Here is a 17,506-nt window from a genome sequence, read left to right on the forward strand (position 1 = left end):
CGGGGCGGATGATCGCTCTCAGCGTCAATCGGGGAACCACTCAAACAGTGGCGCTCAACTTGCGTCGCATGACGGAAGACCTGTGCCACTCAGTCCAGCACGAATGCTGGCTAGCGCAACTAGGGCATCGTTGAGGTCGTCGATCGCGTACACGGTGAGGCCCTCGGGAATGTTGCCCGCAACCTCATCGCAGTTCTCTATGGGGGCAAAGAAGAAGCTGGCTCCCGCATTACGCGCGCCATACATCTTCTGCTGGATGCCACCGATTGGGCCAACGTCGCCGGTTGCGGTGATCGTTCCGGTTCCTGCAATTTCTTCGCCGCCATTGATTGCACCCGGCGTGAGCTTGTCGATGATCCCGAGGGCAAACATCATGCCCGCGCTCGGGCCTCCGACGTTTTCTAACTGAATCTTCACGTCGACGGGGAAATTGTAGGCGCTGCCGACCACAACACCGATGACCGCGATGGGTTCGTCTCCCTCGGTCATTGTTGGGGTGATCTCGACAGTCTGCTCTTCGCCGTCACGGTCAAAAACGATTGTCGCGGCAGCAGTCGTGCCGTTATCGGCGATCTTATTGCGGAGCCCTGTAACGTCAGCGAAAGCCTCGTCGTTGACAGAGCGAATGATGTCGCCCGCCTGCAGCACGCCATCTGATGGTCCACCGGTGCTTGTCTCAGCGACGGTGAGCGTTGCGTCAAACTCATAGTTCAGATCTGAGAGCGCAGCCGCAATTGCTTCCTGCTGCGAGCTTTCCATCTGGACGCGACCGGCCTCGGTCGAATCTTCGAGCGTCACGCCGGGTGGGTAGACGGCTTCGACCGGAATGATTGAGCGACTGCGATCGAAGAAGGCGGCGCCGACCTCAAACCAGCTGAGTGGTGAGTCAGGGTTTCCCTGCACATTAACAGTCAGCATGTCGAGCGCACCCTCGGTGGGATACGTCGTTTCCACAGGAATTTGGATGAGCGGCACAAGCTCACCGTCGATCTCGACGTCACCCAGGGTGTCGTAGACAGGCCCTGGTTGCTCGATGATGTACGGCGAAGGAACAAGTGTTGCCAACAGCGTGCCGACGAGCGCAACACTGAGAATCAGCCACCCCAGCCAGCCACTTCGGGCACGGCGCGATGAAGGTTCGGGACGATTATCAGTAAACAGGGCCACCTAGGTCCTTACGGGGTGGAAGCGGTGTTCGCCACAGGCGCACGGTAGGAGTTACTAGCCTAGGTCAAAACTCAGCCGCACACGGCATCGAGCGAGTAGCGTTAATCCATGGCTGACGACGCTGACAACAATTCCGAAGACGAGTTCCGCGACATGATGCGCGAGTTCCTCTCCGGCGATGGAGAGATCGATCCCGCGAAACTCGCTGCGGCCGCTGGACTGCCCAATGATCCTGCGATGATCCAACAACTGCTCAGTCAGCTCCAGAATGCGCTGGGAAAGAGCGACGACGGAATCAACTGGGATATCGCGCTTGAGCAGGCCAAGAACCTTGCCTCCCAAAGCACTGTCGTCTCGCTGCCCGCAGAACGCTCCAAGCTGGAACAAGCCCTGCACGTGGCATCCCTCTGGCTCAATGAAGTCACCGATGTCTCTGAATTGACCGTGGAACCCAAACTGCTCAGCCGCAGCGAATGGGTCACCATCACGATGCCGATCTGGACTCAGTTGGCTGAACCCGTCGCCAATTCAATCGCCAACTCGCTCACCGATGTTCTCAAGCAGAACGCCCCAGAAGACATGGATGAAATGCTCAGCGGCGCGAGCAAGATGATGCGCAACATCGGGGGCACCCTCTTCGCTATGCAGCTTGGTCAGGTGGTAGGGCAACTCTCCAGCGAGGTTGTATCGGGTGGTGATATCGGCATCCCTCTGCTCGATGAGCAGCAAGCGGCACTCATTCCTCAAAGTGTGTTCGCGTTCGGCAATGGACTCGACATCCCCGACGAAGAAGTACACCTCTACTTGGCAGTGCGCGAACTCGCCCATGCCAGACTCTTTAGGCATGCGCGGTGGCTGCGACTGCAGTTGCTCACCTCGATTACTGCCTATGCCCACGACATCCACATTGACGCGGATGCGATTGCTGAACTTGCGAGCGGATTCGACCCCAGCAATCCAGAAGAGTTGCGCGACGCCATGACCAATGGCTCGTTGATTCCGCCAAAAAGTGAAGAACAGCGCGACGCGCTCGAACGGCTCGAGACTGTGCTGGCGCTTGTCGAGGGCTGGGTTGATGTCGTCACTGCCGCCGCGACCACTCGACTGCCTTCTCGCGGTGCGATTGCGGAGACCGTGCGTCGACGCCGCGCCTCCGGAGGCCCGGCGGAATCTGCATTCGCTACCCTGGTGGGCCTTGAACTTCGCCCGCGTCGACTGCGCGAAGCTGCAGCGATGTGGCAGCACGTCAGCGACGAACTCGGGGCAGAACAGCGCGATGCGCTCTGGTCGCACCCCGACCTGATGCCTACCGCAGCCGACATCGACGACCCTGCCGCACTCGTGGCTCGCCTTCGTGACGGTGGCAGCACTCCCGACGATATCGATCAGGCGATCGATGCCCTCCTGAATGACGAATCGGGCGACCGCCCGCACGAGGGCGACAACTCCTAGATCGAGCGTCACCGACGGCGGCATCGCGATCACCGTACCCGCTGTGGAACCTTTGCACTGACCGATCCGAGGGTGGGCACAATGGGCACATGATCCTGCGCGTAGACCCCCGACTACCTCTGGTGTGGCGCTCCCCCACGAGCGCGCAATTGGGCATCGACCCACCCGCTGTCGTGCTGCCCCACGTCACCGAAATCCAAGAAAAGATCCTCTCGGCTCTTGTGACCGGCATCAGCCGCAGCGGCATCGGCATGCTCTCCCGATCGCACCCCGAAGAATGTGATGACCTACTCGATGCCCTCTCCCGAGTGCTCACTGCTACCCCACCGCAGCCGCCAAGTGCCCATGTTGCGGTGCTCGGCACCGGATCCTTGGCCGAGTCCATTGCTCGAATACTCGCGGCGAGCGGGGTAACGGTCTCCGTTGAAGAGACTGCGGATGAGCTGAGCAACCCCGATCCTGATCTTGCGATTGTGGTCGGCCACTTTGTTATCCCACCCTCGGTGCATTCGTATTGGCTTCGCCGTGATATCCCGCATCTGCCCGTCGTGATTTCAGATTCCGCGGCCGAAATCGGGCCCGTCGTCACTCCAGGAATCACCGGATGCCTACTCTGCGTCGAGCTGCACCGGCGCGACGCCGATCCCGCCTGGCCGGCCATCGCAACCCAACTCATGGGGCGCACCTCGCGCGCCGGAAGCCCAGTGCTGATTGCGGAAACCGCGGCCGAGACGAGCCGCATGGCGTTGCACCGCCTCGGCCGCGTGGGTTACACCGTTTTTGATCAGACCCCGGCCGATGCGACCTCATCAGTGCGCATCGATCACGCCACCGGCCGCCGCGACGAAAGTCTTCGGTTTCGGCATCCGGAGTGCGGATGTCAGCAGGTGGACAGCATCCCTAGCGTGGGGTCCGGTCACGCACATCGTCGAGAAAGCGACTGGGGGCGCGACGCCCACCCCGACCTGTTTGTGCGCTAGCCGACCACGACATCCCGAGCGATCGGCGAGCACGAGTAATCCCCACGTAGAGGAGTCGTCGTTCTTCGTCGATTGCTTCGGGAGTGCGGGCATAACTGATGGGCAGCAAACCCTCGTTGAGCCCGACAATATGCACGCAGTCCCACTCCAAGCCTTTCGCCGAGTGCAGGGTTGCAAGGTTCACTGCTGACCGCAATGGTTCGTTGTTGCTGCTCTGGCGATCAACCAGGTCCGCAACGAACTCGCGCAGGGTCATAGTTTCGGGTGCATCTTCGGCAAGACGCATGATCACATTGAGCGATTCCCAGCGATCACGCACCGCGCCGCCACTCTCGGGCGGCTCCTGCGACCATCCGATTGACCGCAGAACGTCACTGACCGACTTAAATAGTGGCTCCGTGGCGGTGGTGATGGATGCTCCACGCAGCAGCATGATCGCCTCTTTGACCTCACGCTGATCAAAGAACCGGGTCGCACCGCGCACGAGAAAGGGAACTCCGGCCGCGGTGAGCGCCGCCTCTATTGGCTGCGACTGTGCATTGATGCGATAGAGCACCGCTATCTCTTCGGGGCTTGTCCCCCCTGCGATCTGCCCGGCTATCGCCTCGGCTACTGCCGCCGCTTCGGCCTGATCGTCATCGAATCCGGAGACCGCTGGCGTTGGGGAGTGCTCTGCGGTGGCCGACTGCAGCGTTAGCGCTCCCGGCTGATTGGACATCAGCTTGTTCGCGGTGTGCACGATCTCGGGCGTTGACCGATAGTTGCGCTCCAGCCGCAGCACGATCGCGTTTTCATGGCGTGAAGCGAAACGCAACAGGAAATCTGGACTTGCACCGGCGAAAGAGTAGATCGTTTGACTGACGTCTCCGACAACACAAAGATCGTCTCTGTCTCCGACCCAGAGGCGGAGCAGTTCATGTTGCAGCGGCGAAATGTCCTGGTATTCGTCAACAACAAAGAATCGGTATTGCTCGCGAACCTGCTGGGCGATCCGTGGTTCAGCTTCGATCATGCCCGCAGCAGCCAGCAACACATCTTCAAAGTCGATCTGTCGACGCGCATCCTTGGTCGCCTCGTAAGCAGTCTGCAGCGCAACCATGCGATCGATCGTGAGGGCCGCCGGCACGGTGCGCCCCGCATCCGCGTACTGTTCGATCGACATGCGCGAGGTCTTTCGCCACTCAATCTCCGCGGCGACATCGCGCAGGGTTGCCGTATCCAGCTTGAGTTTCACCGAGTCGGCAGCGTGCGCAATCATGCGCGCTTTGCCTTCAAGCAGGCGCGGCATCGTTCCACCGATGGTTTGCGGCCAGAACGCATTCAACTGCGAGAGTGCAGATGCGTGAAACGTTCGAGCAGACACGCCTTCCGCTCCGAGAGAGCGCAATCGGCCGCGCAACTCACCCGCAGCACGGTTGGTAAACGTGAGTGCCATTACGCGGCTGGGCGGGTAGACACCGGTCGCCACGCCATACGCGATTCGGTGGGTGATCGCACGGGTTTTCCCGGTTCCCGCTCCCGCGAGGAGGCATACCGGCCCAAGGAGCGTTTCCGCTGCTTGGCGCTGGCCTTCATCGAGAGCGGCGAGCAGGGCGTTTGCTTCCAGAGTCACGGTTGTTCGTCAATCGGTTGCCCATACCAGTGCTCAATAATCGCGCGCGCAATCGATGAGTGCCCTGGCAGACGGATGTCATTCAGCGAGGCAGCAAGTTCTTCGCGGCTAAACCAGCGCAGGTCGAGAATTTCGGTGCCATCGGGGGTTCCCAGACCAGTAAATCCGGGGGCGACCGATGCCATGAATCCGAGCATGAGTGATGCTGGGAATGGCCACGGCTGGCTCCCCAAATAGACGGGGTCGACGACGGGAACGCCAGACTCTTCAAGGATTTCGCGTTGAACGGCTGACTCAAGCGACTCGCCTGGCTCGACAAATCCGGCAAGGAGCGAATATCGATTCGATTCCCAGAGTGCATTCGATCCCAACAGAAGCCGGTCAGCGTCATCGGTGATGCCCACAATAATTGCGGGGTCGGTGCGAGGAAACACTTCGAGCTTGGAGGCAACATCGCGACGCACCCAGCCAGCTTTCTCCACTACCGTCGGCTCACCGGTGCGTGGCGAGAACAGGTGCGAGGAGTGCCAGTTCAGAATAGCGAGGGCCTCAGTGAAAAGCCCGGCATCACGGTCGCTCAATTGAGTTGCGATCGAACGCAAGTTTCCCCAGTTTGCTTCGGCAAAATGCCCCGCATCCTCCAGCTCAACGGTGACGATGGGAGTGCCAACGGGCTCAGGACTCGAGGTCGACGTTGACCGTCCGAGGTAGACACTCGTGTGGCCGCGCTCGATCGCATCCGGTCGCAGAAGCGCTAACGAACCATCGGCCGCCAGCAGTGCGGAGCCGTCGAAAATTGGCAAAACCCGCGTCGTTGTGTCGCGCCACAAGCGGTCAAGAAGACGAGGATCTTCTCTCGCAAGGTGGTCACGATCAATTTCATATCGCGACAGTGGCAGTCGTGAAAGAAAAGACTGTGACATGTATCGACCCCGTCCCAAGTGCGTGGCGTGCGGCGAATGCGCGTCAGAGCAACCTACCCTGAGTGTTATGGCCAGATCACATCTCACTCTAGCCGCGCTGGCGACCTCCGCTGTCGAGGGACTCGATGTTGCCGCAGCCGCAGCGTTCGGCACCGGCAATGGCAACGACTTCGACTCCGCCCTCGTTACGGGGCGCGACGGCAAGCACTGGATTATTCGAGTGCCCCGCAATACTTCTGCAGAAAATGTGCAATCCGCCGACCTCGTCGCGCTGCGTGCGCTCAGCGCCGGTGTGCGCACCCGTTTGCCATTCGCCGTCACCAGCTACGCCGGCCAAGTGCCTGTCGGCCAGACTCGCGGCATCGTCTACGAATTTGTGTACGGCAGCAAGGTTCCTATGCGCTCGTACACCACTGGCCCCGGCTCGCTCTCCGCATCGATCGGTACCGCGATCGCGGCGATTCACAGCCTGCCAACTAGCTTCGTTGCGGATGCCGGACTCCCCGTGCAGACCGCCGGCGAGAGCCTGCGCGCCTGCATCTCGATTATCGACCGGGCCGCTGCCACCAAACTGGTTCCCGCAGCTCTCCTCGAACGCTGGCGCGAGGCTGCTGAAGACTCCAAGTTGTGGCAGTTTCAGCCGACCGTCGTCAATGGCTCGTTGGTCTCAGACTCCTTCTTGACCGCAGACAACGCGGTTACTGGCGTGCTGGGTTGGCAAGATATTAAGGTTGGCGACCCCGCAACTGATCTGCAGTGGCTGCTCGGCCCGCGCAACGAAGCAATCATCGACTCCACATTTGGTGCATACGCGGATGCCCGTGGTGCTGGCGACCGCCAGCTTAAGCAGCGAGCGACCTTCTACGCCGAGCTTTCGGTAGCCAAGTGGTTGCTTCACGGAACCGAAGTGCGCAGTACCGAAATTGTGGACGACGCAGTCGAAATGCTGACCACACTGCTCGACGACATCCGCGATGACGTGATGAATCCGATCAGCGCAAACACGATGCCCACCATGGCTGTCGATGAGGTCGAAGCCATGCTGCGCAAGAACAGCCGCGCGGTTTAGCCCGAAGGTGAAGCACTGCCGCTAGCGCTACCGCGTGCGCGAGGGCTAGTGCCCCGTGCTATCCGAGCGCCGCTTGCTGGCCGAGCGTGAGAGCGACGACCGCAACCGGCGCAGCCTGTTGCGGGATGGTGGCGCCTGCACGGCATCAGCATCGACAATGGTGATGGGCTCGGTAATCGCACGCGACCGATGTTGTGGCACGATCGCGACCCAGTGGCCATTGCGGCGCGGTGCCACCTTCACCGTGAGTCGACCAGAACGCGCGAGTACGATTGCGATCGCAATCGCGACAGCAGCAGGCACCCCACCGGCGATAACGAACGCCACCTTGGCACCCCAGATTTCGGCGATGGTTCCCATCAACGGGCCACCCACCGCCTGGCCACCAAGAATCACCATTACGTAAAACGCCATCACCCGGCCGCGGATGACCAGGTTCGAGGACAACTGCACCATGGTCTCGGCCGCTGTCATGAGCAGCAGCCTGCTGAGTCCGATGCCGATAAGCACGCCGAGGAAAAGCCCGTAAATTGGCACAATCCCAGCGAGCATCATCATGAGGCCATAGAGCGCCGCACCGAAGATAATCGTGCGCAGGCGAAGACTCGCCCTGCGCGCGGAGGCTAGCGCTCCGAGCAGGGCACCAATTGCGGCAAGCGAGTTGTACAGGCCATACCCGCTAGCGCCGGTTCCATACACGGTGTTTGCCATCGCAGCGAGCAATGTGGGCATTGGCATGCCAAACACAGCAACGATGAAGACCATCACCATGGTCCAGAACAGTGTCGGCTTGTTGCGGATGTACCGCATTGCTTCGCGAATTTGCCCCTTCGATTCTGGAGCACGCGGGGCGATCAAGAGTTCGTTTTTGCGCATTGACGCGAGGATGATGACGCCGATCACCACGGCAACCGCGTTGATCCCGATGGCCCAACCCGAACCTGCTGCGACGATAAGTGCACCACTGAGCGCGGGGCCCAAGAAGGCACCGGAGTGGAAGATCGACGCGTTGAGGCTGATTGCGTTGCGCAAGTGGCGTGGCCCAACAAGCTCATTCACGAACACTGCTCGCGCGGGGTTGTCGAAGACTTGAATGATGCCCATGAGTAAGACAAGGAGATAAACGAGCCAGAGCTGCGCGGCGCCCATGATTGTCACAATGGCGAGGGCAAGGCTCAGCAGTCCGATGATCGATTGGGCGACCATGAGCGTCGCACGTTTGTCGAAACGGTCGGCGATGACGCCAGCATACGCACCAAGAACGATGGTCGGAGTGAACTGGATTGCGATGGTGAGACCCACCAGAGCAACATTGCCGGTGAGCTCAAGAACTAGCCAGTCAACGGCAATGCGCTGCACCCACGCAGCGGTGTAGGCGATGAACTGCGCGATCACATATAGCCGATAATTGTGGAGGCGCAGCGAGCTGAAAGTGTCACGCCAGAGTGGGCGCTGCATAACCGCCGAGATAGGCACAGTTGCCGGTGAGGTCTCAGATGTCATTGCCACACTCTCAACCGTATTGTCTCACTGCTCATTCCCGTGCATAATCGAGCCTATAAATTCAATTACGTTTCGTAATGGAGAGCTTGTGTTGGATCCCGTGCTGCTGAAGTCTTTTGTCGCCCTCGCCGACACTCTTAGCTTCACCGATGCCGCCCGAGCGCTAAGCCTGAGCCAGCCGACGATCAGCCAACATATCCGTAAACTTGAGGCCGCTGCTGGCCGCATACTCGTGATGCGTGACACTCGCGCCGTCTCTCTCACCGACAATGGCGAAGCAATGCTGGGGTTCGCCCGCGCGATCTTGGCAGAACAAGATCAGGCCATGAAGTACTTTACGGGGTCAGCGATGCGCGGCCGGCTGCGGTTTGGCTCCGCTGACGACCTCGCCCTCAACGAGCTGCCGGGGATCCTGCGCAACTTTCGTCAGCTCTACCCACAAATCAACCTTGAACTCACGGTCAGCCAGAGCGGTGCGCTCGTTCGCCGCCTCCAGGCCGGACAACTGGATTTGATCTTCGTGAAGCAAGGAACCGGAACTGAGGGCGGGCGCCTCGTTCGCCGAGACCGGATGGTATGGATGGGCCACAAGAGCACAGCCCTTGAGTCGGACGCGCCCGTGCCGTTGATCGTCTACCAAGCGCCAAGCTTGGGGCGCACGTACGCTATGCGCGCACTCGAAGCGAACGGCCGCACGTGGCGGATTACCTGCAACGTCAAGGAGGTGAACGGGGCTCTCGCGGCCGTGCGGGCGGGAATTGGGATTGCGGTGTTCCCCCAGTCGTTGATCCCAACAGATCTCGCTCAACTCCCCGCCACTTTTGAGCTGCCAGAGCTTGGCGACGTCGATTTTGTTTTGCTCGACAACCCACTGGCAGCCCGAGAGCCCATCGATGCGCTCAGCACCGCAATCTTGAGCCGCCCGGCACTGCTCTAACTAGCCGCTGCCCGACTAGCCGCTCATCCGACTAACCGCTCAGTAGCGTTGACCGCTCAGTAGGCTAACCGCTGAAGCTCGGCGCAGCCCCAACCGATCGCGCCCACGCTTCGCGCAGTTCGCTTTCGCTGTAGATATGCTCGGGGCGAATCACTGTGTCGTCGGCGACAAAATAGAACGCTGCGTCGATGTTCTCGGGCGCGATGCCCTTCCACTGCGCATACGCCAGGCGATAGAGGGCAAGCTGCAATTGTTTGGCTTCAAGATCGGCAGCATCCCGCGGCGCACGGCCCGTCTTCCAATCCACAATTTCGTAATGGTCGCCGTCGGCGTACACAGCATCGATCTTGCAAATCACGATGCGGTCGTCAAAGGGAACGTGGATCTCGATTTCTACGTCGACCGGCTTGCGCGTTGCCCACTCTGAGCGTTCAAAGGTGGCCTGCAAGCGTGCGAGCTGTTCGGCATCCGCAACGCCATCGGCGTCAGTCCCGTCGATTTCGAGCGGCAATGCGTCGAGGGTCTCAGCGGATGATGAAGCCCCAAAGCGAGCTTCAACCCATTCATGAAATTGGGTTCCCAGTCGCGTGGCCCGATAGGGCCTCTCGGGCATGGGTCGGCGCAGTGAGATCGCGACGGCTTCTGGGTCGGCGATGTAGTCCTTGAACCGAGAGGCGGGGATGCGTTGCGGCAGCGGTGTGCGCTGGGCTTGGCTTGCCGCCCGATTGCGCTCAGCCACCAGCAGATCGATTTCGTGCGACCAGAGTCCGTCGCCGCCCGGATCGGCGACCCGAACAAGGTGAGCAGCAGTTTCGACGCTCGTACGGCGATTGCCGAGGGGGTCGAATGGCCAGAGCGGATCAACCACGTCATTCAGCGTCGGGTTTTCGTCGTTCTCTGGTTCGGTGGGAAGCTCGGCGATGAGTCCACGCTCTTCGAGTTCCTGCAAGAACACACTGGGCACCTGAGGTTTGCTGCGACTCGACCAGAACGATCCCGTGAGCAACAGGTTGTCTCGCGCACGCGTAATTGCGACGTAGCCAAGTCGACGCTCCTCTGCCTGGTGGCGGTCGGCAAGGGCCGCCATGAATTGTTTGAGCGAGGCATCGAACTCGGACTGGTAGTTCGCACCCTCCCAGCCCAGCTCGGGCAGCTCAGCGGCGTCACCACGGAACGCAAAGGGGAGCTTGCCGAAACCAACCCAGCCTTTTCCTTCTCTCGACGTCGCCGGCACTTCCCCTGCAGCCAGTCGTGGAAGCGCAACCAGATCCCATTCCAAACCTTTAGAGGCGTGAATGGTGAGCAACTGCACGGTGCCCGCTTCGGCATCATCGCTGCGCGGGCCCATCATGTCTTGCTGGGCAGCACGCCTAAGCCAGGACAGAAAGCTGCCCAGATTGGCCTGGTCGTCGCTGGCAAGAAAACCTGCCAACTCATCGTGAAACGCGTAAAGATTTGCCATTGGCTGCCCTGGTGGACGACTGGCAACGACCTCAACATCGAGCAACAGTTCTTGCTCGAGCAATCGCACCAAATCACCTAGTTCAAGCCCGGCCCGCGATCGGAAGAACGCCAGTTGCTTGGCTGCCTCTGTGAGCCGCGAAATACCCTCTTCGCTGAACCCCTGCAGTTGCGAGTGGCCAGCGGGTGCCTCGCCCACGAAGTCGAGAGCATCCACGATGGATGCCGAATCGTCGACCGCAACAGAGTCCCGCATCCGCTGCCGAACTTCGACGCTCAGCTCTTGTTGCGTGACGGAACGGCTCAGCAGCCACCGCGACAGGTTGGCAAGTTCTTGCAAATCACGGGGCCCAATGGACCAGCGCGCTCCCGAGAGCAAGCGGATCAATTCTGAGCCTGCGGTGGGATCGTGGATGACGGTGAGTGCGCTTACGAGGTCGACGATTTCTGGGGTGGAGAGAAGGCCTCCGATGCCGAGTACGTGGTACGGGACCTCTTCAGCGCCGAGCGCTGCCGCGAAACGGTCCATATCGCTGCGGCGGCGAAAGAGGATTGCGGCCGTGGGCGGCGAGGGGGCGCTGGCCCCAGGGTCGGGGTCGTAGTCGTTCCAGGCTTGGGGTGCGAGCGCTCGCGCAAACCACTTGGCCACTCCTCTGGCTTCTTCGTCAATGTGCTCAAAGTAGTAGGCGTCGATACTGCCCTGCGGTGCGGCAGGGCGAGCAACCAACGACTCAACGCGCACGGGCGAACGAGCACTGAGCGGTTCAACAATGACGTTGGCCGCATCGAGCACGGTCGTGGCGTTGCGCCAACTCGTAGACAACGCAAAGTACTGAGCGTCGCCGTTCGCGGTGAAGTCGCGGCTGAAGCGGGCAAGGTTTGCGGCGCTTGCTCCGCGCCATCCATAAATTGATTGGTGGGGGTCGCCGACAGCCATCACCGAATGATTGCCAAACAGCCGCGCAAGCAGTCGTGTTTGTACGACGCTGGTGTCTTGGTATTCGTCAAGCAGCACCACCCGGTAGCGGTCTTGGTAGTGCTCAACGATGTCAGCGGAGCGTTCGCTGACCTCGAGCGCTAGAGCAACTTGGTCGCTGAACTCGAGAAGGCCCTGTTGACGTTTCTGCTGAGCGTATTGCACCGCCAGTGTGAGCAGCGGTGCAAGTGAACCGACCTCCTTCACCGCATCAACGACGGAGACATAGGGTGTCTTTTTGCGAGCGGTGTCTGCAAACGGCAGTTCGGAGAGTTCAGTGAAACGCTGCGCGTAAGCGGCGACCTCATCGGCGCTGGCCACGTTGTCGCTGAGCGCATGGCTGAGGCTGAGCACCGCCTCCGTGAGAGCATTTATTGACTTTTCGAGCCCGATAAGACGTTCATCGGTGCTCGCCACCACTAGTTTGCGCGCCAACTGCCATGACGAGGGGTCGTTGAGCAGCGTCGACTCTGGCTCGCGACCGATGAGCAGGGCGTTCTCGGTGAACAGCGCGCTGGCGAAGGAGTTGTAGGTCGAGATGGTGGGCTGGTCGAACTCGATCGACGCAGTTTCGGGGGTCGCCACGAATCGTTCCGGGTGTCGTGCTTGCACGCCTCGCAGAATCGCAATGCGCTCGCTCACACGTTTGCTGAGAGAACCAGCCGCTTTTCGAGTGAAGGTGAGCCCCAAAATTTGATCAGGGGTCGCAAGGTTGTTGGCGACGAGCCACACCACACGACTAGCCATCGTGTCAGTTTTTCCGCTGCCGGCACCGGCAACAACGAGTGCCGGTGTCAGCGGCGCCTCGATTACCACCTGTTGCTGTGGGGTTGGCGCGTGGATCCCCATGAGTTCTGCGAGATCGACGGAGGAGATCATCGTGCACTCACCGCCGGAACTACGTGGATGCGGCAATTGCCAAAACTCCACGGATCGGTGCAATGGCTGCTGACGCGGGCCACGAACACGTTGGAGGCCATTCCCCTGGCGTCGTCGATTACTCGCTGGCGGAATAGTTCGAGCTGCTCATCAGTCATCGGGGCCTGCTGTGGGTCGACATAGTCGCGAGTTTTTGCTGATGGTGACAGCACAACAAGCTTGGCACCGCCGTTGACGAGCCCTTCGGGCACCCCATCGATTGCCCCCGAGGCAAACGCCAGTTGATAGGCCGCCAACTGAGGATGTTCGGCCACCGCGCTATCGGTGGATGGTTCGTTCTTGCCGGTCTTGAGGTCGACGATAACGGCCGTTGTTCCGCCATACATTTCGACGCGGTCAATTTTTCCGCTGAGCCGTGCTTGCTCGAGGGGCAGCACAAAGCCCATTTCGTTGCTGATGAGCTCTCCCCCGTTGGCTTCGAAATCACGCAGGTAGGTTGCCAAATGTTGCGTCAGTTTGCGGGCGCGCAGCTTCTCCGCTTCAGATTGCCAACTCGCTTCGAAACTCATCTCATTCCAGCGTTCTTCGACCGCTCGGAAGAGTGCTTCGGCGCTGAATTCGGTTGCCGTCTCCGCGACTCCATGGATGAGCGAGCCCAGATTTGAGGCGACGTTAGATGTTGATCCCCCCAATTGGTCGATAGCCCAGTGCAGTGGGCAACTTTCGAAGGACTCCATGCGCGACGGCGAAACTCGAACCTCTGCTTCCGGTTCGGTCAAATCGACCAGGGGCGCGATAGTGCTTGGCGCGCGCAGTCCGTACCACGAGCGGGGATCCGCACCGGGAACGCCCTCTTTCGCTAGCCGTGCGAGCGATGCTGCGGCAGGCCCGGGATTAGTGGCGGTGGTGAGTTCCCGTCGAAGCACCCCAACAAGCCCGCGCAGGCTGAGCGGTGGTCGAGCACGCACCGGTTCATCCGGCGCAGGAATCAGTGTGAGAAATGGCGACGGCATATTGTCATCGCCCTCAACCGCAGTGACGATAACTTCGCCAGTCGCGCGCGAAACGGCTTGGGCAAACATCCGTAATTCATCATGCAAAACTTCACGCCGGCGGTCGGCCACTGCGAGCTTCTCTCCCGCAAGCACTCGAGGCAGATCATGCGCGCCCAGGAGCGAACCGCGCACGCGCAGGTTGGGCCAGACGTTCTCTTGCATCCCCGCAATAACGACCACCTCAAATTCTTGGCCGATGACGGATGCCGGGGTGCCAACGGTGACTGAGTCAACGATCGAGCGGGCGGCAAGGGTGTCTTCGGAGACATCAGCCGAAAGCCAGTCGTTAAGAAAGACATTGGCGGGGGCATCGGGCCGGCGCTCAACGAAACGCTTAGCAGCAGAAAACAGCGCAACGACAGCATCAAGATGACGGTTGGCTTCTTCTGCGACAACACCGGAGCCGAGGGCCTGAGCGAACCATCGATCGGCGAGCCCACTGCGCTGCCAGGCGCCCCACAGCAGCTCTTCGATGGTGTCGCCAGCGGCGCCCGCGGCAGCAGTTTCGCGCAGGTTCGTCGCAACCGCCGCGGCGTGCCGTGCCACCCGAGTCTCAATGCTCGTGAACCCCGCAGGTGCGTCGAGCGCCTGCGCAATTAGTTCATCGGCCGAATCATAGATCTCGGCACCCAGCGCCTCGTGGCGTAGCGCTGCCTTCAGCCGACGCAACGAGACCGCGTCAAAGCCACCGACCGAACTGCAGAGCAGCTCTACCGCTGACGCGGCATCCACAGCTCGACGTCCCAACGCGAGTTCGAGCAACACGATCAGACCGTTGACACTGAACTCGTCGCGCACGGCACTGCGAGCACTCGACACACTCGTCACAACTTCGAGCGTGCGCAACTGGCGCGCGAGGGAAGGAATCAAGGACCCGGTGCGCACAATTACTGCCATACGCGACCACGGCACCGACTCAAGCACATGCTTTTCGCGCAGATGGCGCGCAATAAACGCCACTTCTTCGGCCGGGGTTGCTAACTGATAACTGTGGATGCTCGACGGAGCCGTGGCGACTGCCGCAGACTTGCGCTGCTCGATGAGCCCCGATACCCCGATGCGCTGAGTGAGCTCAGTAATTGTGTGACGCAACGCTGCACTATGCCGGTGCACCGAAGAAAGGAAAAGAGTTTGACAGCTATCGAGTTCAAGTCGCTCAGCCCACGCCGCAAGCACCGCAGGCTGCGCGCCGCGGAATGAGCCCGTTGTGAGATCGGGGTCACCGAAACCGATAATCGTGATGCCGCGACTGGCCAGCGCGCGCAATAAAGAAATGGTGGCTTCGGTGAGCTCGTGGGCATCATCCACAATCAGCAAACGCAATCGATCGATGGCAGCGTAATGCCCCTGAGTGATGAGCCCCGCAGCCTCCGCAAGCAACTCACTCGCATCGAAGTGTCGATCGCGATAGCTGGCCTTTACAGCGTCGTATACAGAAATGAATGCGGATGCGGCCACCCATTCTGGTCGGCCGGTGCGTTCGCCCAACTGCGCAAGATCGCGGGGTGTGACACCAAACTCAACACAGCGCATCATGAGATCTCGCAACTCAGTGCGGAAGCCGCGGAGCCGGCGAACCTCCTCATCGAGGTGAGTGGGCCACGGAGCACCGCTATTGTCGGCAATCTCGCCCGCCAAGAGTTCGGCGATTATCTGATCCTGTTCGGCCCCAGTGAGCAGCGTGGGGGCACCGTCACCCGCCGCAGCAGCAGCCTCGCGAATCACTTCGAACGCCAACGAATTAGCGGTGCGCGCTAGGGGCCCGAGGGTCGGGGCATCGATGCGTGCCGCCAGCCGATCCCGCAAAGAGGTGGCGCTCTGCCGCGTCGCTGACAACACCACGATCTGTTCGGGTGACCAACCACGCGCGTGCACCCGATCGGCTACCACCTCAACGAGAGTCTCGGTCTTACCCGAGCCGGGCGCTCCGACCACGATCGCACTCATGCCATCCTCAAGCGCAACAACGGCCTGCTGTGAAACGTCGAGTGTGTGCGGCTCAGATGCCGCGACATCCGCACTCTCTCGTGGCAATGTGACCATGAATCAACGTTATCTGGATGCGCTGACAGAGAACGGACATTTGTCGACTCTGGTTGTGTCGTAATCTTGGCGTGTGGACATAAGCATCGGTATCAACAACAGCCCCCGTGAGATCAACTTTGAGTCGGCCCAGTCGTCGAGCGAGGTTGAATCGATCATTGCCGAGGCATTGAACTCGGATGCCAAGTACGTGAGCCTTCGCGACGCCAAGGGCAAGCTTTATATCGTTCCGACCGCGGCTGTCGCCTACGTCGAGCTCGGTGAAGAAGAATCCCGCCGCGTCGGATTCGTGGCCTAGCCGTGGAACTGCTCTTCGTCACCGTCATCGGAGCATCCCTCGCGGCGATCCTGCGTTACCTCCTGCCCTCACGCGGCATGTACGGCAGTGCACTCTTGCCTGCCGTCGGCGCGGCCGTGACCGCAACGGTCTGGGTCGCCCTCGTCTGGATTGGTCTCACGTTTGACGGGACCTGGATCTGGGTTGCCAGTTTGCTGGCGGGCGCAGGTGCAGCTCTGGCTACAGCGCTCATGCTTCCGCGGCACCGTGAAGCTGCAGATGCTCGCGCATTCAATGAGCTCGCCCGCAACTAGGCAGTAAGGCCGAGCACTAAGCCGTGAGGCCGAGCGCATCCATTCGACGCGTGTGTGCAGCGATGAGTTCGGTGAATACCGGTTCGACCTGCGCCTCGGTAGATCGTGTGTGATCGGGAAACACGAGAGCGGAGCGCGCGGTCAACATCATGTCGCCAACGAGCCGACGACCCCACATTGCCAGCCGGGAGTCGAGTCGCGGGTTGGCGTCGATGGCCGCCTGCAGGTATTCGGCAAGAACCTTCTCGCCGGATTCACCGGAGAAGATCGCCACTAATCGTTTGTGTGATTCGGTGGGAAGGCCGGCAGCGAGTCGCGCATAGAAGTCGTCGAAGAATCCGGCACTGAGATAGGCCGTAATCATTGCCTCGTACCAGTCAGCGCCGCGCGCGATACGTTCAAACTCATCAAACGCTTCGGTGAACGGGTCCATGACTTCAGCTGGCGATCCGCCCGCCTTCGATATTTCGGCAACAAGCGCTCGATGCTTGCCCAGGGACAACTCAGCGGCTTTGCCAATCGCGGTTTTTGCTGCCGTCGTTGGGGCATTGCTGATAACCCGAGACAGGTTCTCGAAAATCATGAGTTGCACATAGGCCGAACGCCCCAAGAACCCAAGGATGTCGGGGGCAAACTCTGCGAGGGCTACTTTTTCGGTCGGCAAATCAACGGCACGCGACCGAAGGCGGGGCACTTCGATGCGTCCTGATTTTCCTGAAAACCACTTAACCACGCAGTCAGCTTAGAGCGTGTTAGGACTCAACGCCGCTGCAACAACTCGCCTCGCCGCTCGTGTTCACGGCGTCAGCCCAGTCCGACCCGCTAAACTTCGGGCATCCCCCCGAATCTGGAGGGGGT

At 60.6% G+C, this 17,506-nt stretch carries 13 protein-coding genes; 6 read left to right on the top strand and 7 right to left on the bottom strand.

What is annotated here, in order from left to right; all coding sequences use genetic code 11:
- Positions 1–54: 54 nt before the first annotated feature.
- Positions 55–1,167, bottom strand: a complete 1,113-nt coding sequence (locus tag AADH44_RS09405) for a S16 family serine protease (protein ID WP_341952544.1) — start codon at positions 1,165–1,167, stop codon at positions 55–57.
- A gap of 108 nt (positions 1,168–1,275) precedes the next feature.
- Between AADH44_RS09405 and AADH44_RS09410 the strand changes: the two genes are divergently transcribed.
- Complete coding sequence (locus AADH44_RS09410; protein WP_341952545.1) at positions 1,276–2,619, top strand: zinc-dependent metalloprotease; 1,344 nt, start codon at positions 1,276–1,278, stop codon at positions 2,617–2,619.
- Between the two features lie 89 nt (positions 2,620–2,708).
- The gene (locus tag AADH44_RS09415; protein WP_341952546.1) at positions 2,709–3,599 is read left to right on the top strand and encodes a hypothetical protein; all 891 of its coding nucleotides are present in this window, start codon (positions 2,709–2,711) and stop codon (positions 3,597–3,599) included.
- Here AADH44_RS09415 and AADH44_RS09420 read toward each other — a convergent pair.
- Both AADH44_RS09420 and nudC read right to left on the bottom strand, forming a co-directional pair.
- Positions 3,520–5,211, bottom strand: coding sequence for an ATP-dependent helicase (locus AADH44_RS09420; protein WP_341952547.1), 1,692 nt, complete (start codon positions 5,209–5,211; stop codon positions 3,520–3,522). The two genes, AADH44_RS09415 and AADH44_RS09420, sit on opposite strands and share 80 nt — an antisense overlap.
- Entirely contained in the window at positions 5,208–6,134 is a 927-nt protein-coding gene (nudC, locus tag AADH44_RS09425) for an NAD(+) diphosphatase (protein ID WP_341952548.1), read from the bottom strand. Before nudC ends, AADH44_RS09420 begins: the two co-directional genes overlap by 4 nt.
- A 67-nt stretch (positions 6,135–6,201) precedes the next feature.
- On the opposite strand from nudC, the gene AADH44_RS09430 reads away from it, so the two are divergent.
- Positions 6,202–7,203, top strand: a complete 1,002-nt coding sequence (locus AADH44_RS09430; protein WP_341952549.1) for a phosphotransferase — start codon at positions 6,202–6,204, stop codon at positions 7,201–7,203.
- Between the two features lie 45 nt (positions 7,204–7,248).
- On the opposite strand, the gene AADH44_RS09435 is transcribed toward AADH44_RS09430, so the two are convergent.
- Positions 7,249–8,706 (bottom strand): MFS transporter, encoded by a 1,458-nt coding sequence (locus AADH44_RS09435; RefSeq protein WP_341952550.1) that lies wholly within the window; start codon positions 8,704–8,706, stop codon positions 7,249–7,251.
- Positions 8,707–8,794: 88 nt separating this feature from the next.
- On the opposite strand from AADH44_RS09435, the gene AADH44_RS09440 reads away from it, so the two are divergent.
- Positions 8,795–9,643: a LysR substrate-binding domain-containing protein gene (locus AADH44_RS09440; protein ID WP_341952551.1), complete on the top strand. Its 849-nt coding sequence runs from the start codon at positions 8,795–8,797 to the stop codon at positions 9,641–9,643.
- Positions 9,644–9,707: 64 nt separating this feature from the next.
- On the opposite strand, the gene AADH44_RS09445 is transcribed toward AADH44_RS09440, so the two are convergent.
- Both AADH44_RS09445 and AADH44_RS09450 read right to left on the bottom strand, forming a co-directional pair.
- Positions 9,708–12,959: an ATP-dependent DNA helicase gene (locus tag AADH44_RS09445; RefSeq protein ID WP_341952552.1), complete on the bottom strand. Its 3,252-nt coding sequence runs from the start codon at positions 12,957–12,959 to the stop codon at positions 9,708–9,710.
- Positions 12,956–16,057, bottom strand: a complete 3,102-nt coding sequence (locus AADH44_RS09450; protein ID WP_341952553.1) for an ATP-dependent DNA helicase — start codon at positions 16,055–16,057, stop codon at positions 12,956–12,958. The genes AADH44_RS09445 and AADH44_RS09450 overlap by 4 nt, the downstream gene beginning before the upstream one ends.
- Before the next feature lie 73 nt (positions 16,058–16,130).
- Between AADH44_RS09450 and AADH44_RS09455 the strand changes: the two genes are divergently transcribed.
- Both AADH44_RS09455 and AADH44_RS09460 read left to right on the top strand, forming a co-directional pair.
- On the top strand, positions 16,131–16,355 hold the full coding sequence (locus tag AADH44_RS09455) for a DUF3107 domain-containing protein (protein WP_341952554.1): 225 nt from the start codon (positions 16,131–16,133) through the stop codon (positions 16,353–16,355).
- Between the two features lie 2 nt (positions 16,356–16,357).
- A complete protein-coding gene (locus tag AADH44_RS09460) occupies positions 16,358–16,648 on the top strand; it encodes a hypothetical protein (RefSeq protein ID WP_341952555.1) in 291 nt (96 codons plus the stop codon).
- A gap of 16 nt (positions 16,649–16,664) precedes the next feature.
- Here the strand turns inward: AADH44_RS09460 and AADH44_RS09465 are convergent, their stop codons facing one another.
- The gene (locus tag AADH44_RS09465; RefSeq protein WP_341952556.1) at positions 16,665–17,381 is read right to left on the bottom strand and encodes a ferritin-like fold-containing protein; all 717 of its coding nucleotides are present in this window, start codon (positions 17,379–17,381) and stop codon (positions 16,665–16,667) included.
- Positions 17,382–17,506 lie beyond the last annotated feature (125 nt).

It is taken from the genome of Salinibacterium sp. TMP30, from assembly GCF_038397785.1.
Lineage (GTDB): Bacteria > Actinomycetota > Actinomycetes > Actinomycetales > Microbacteriaceae > Rhodoglobus.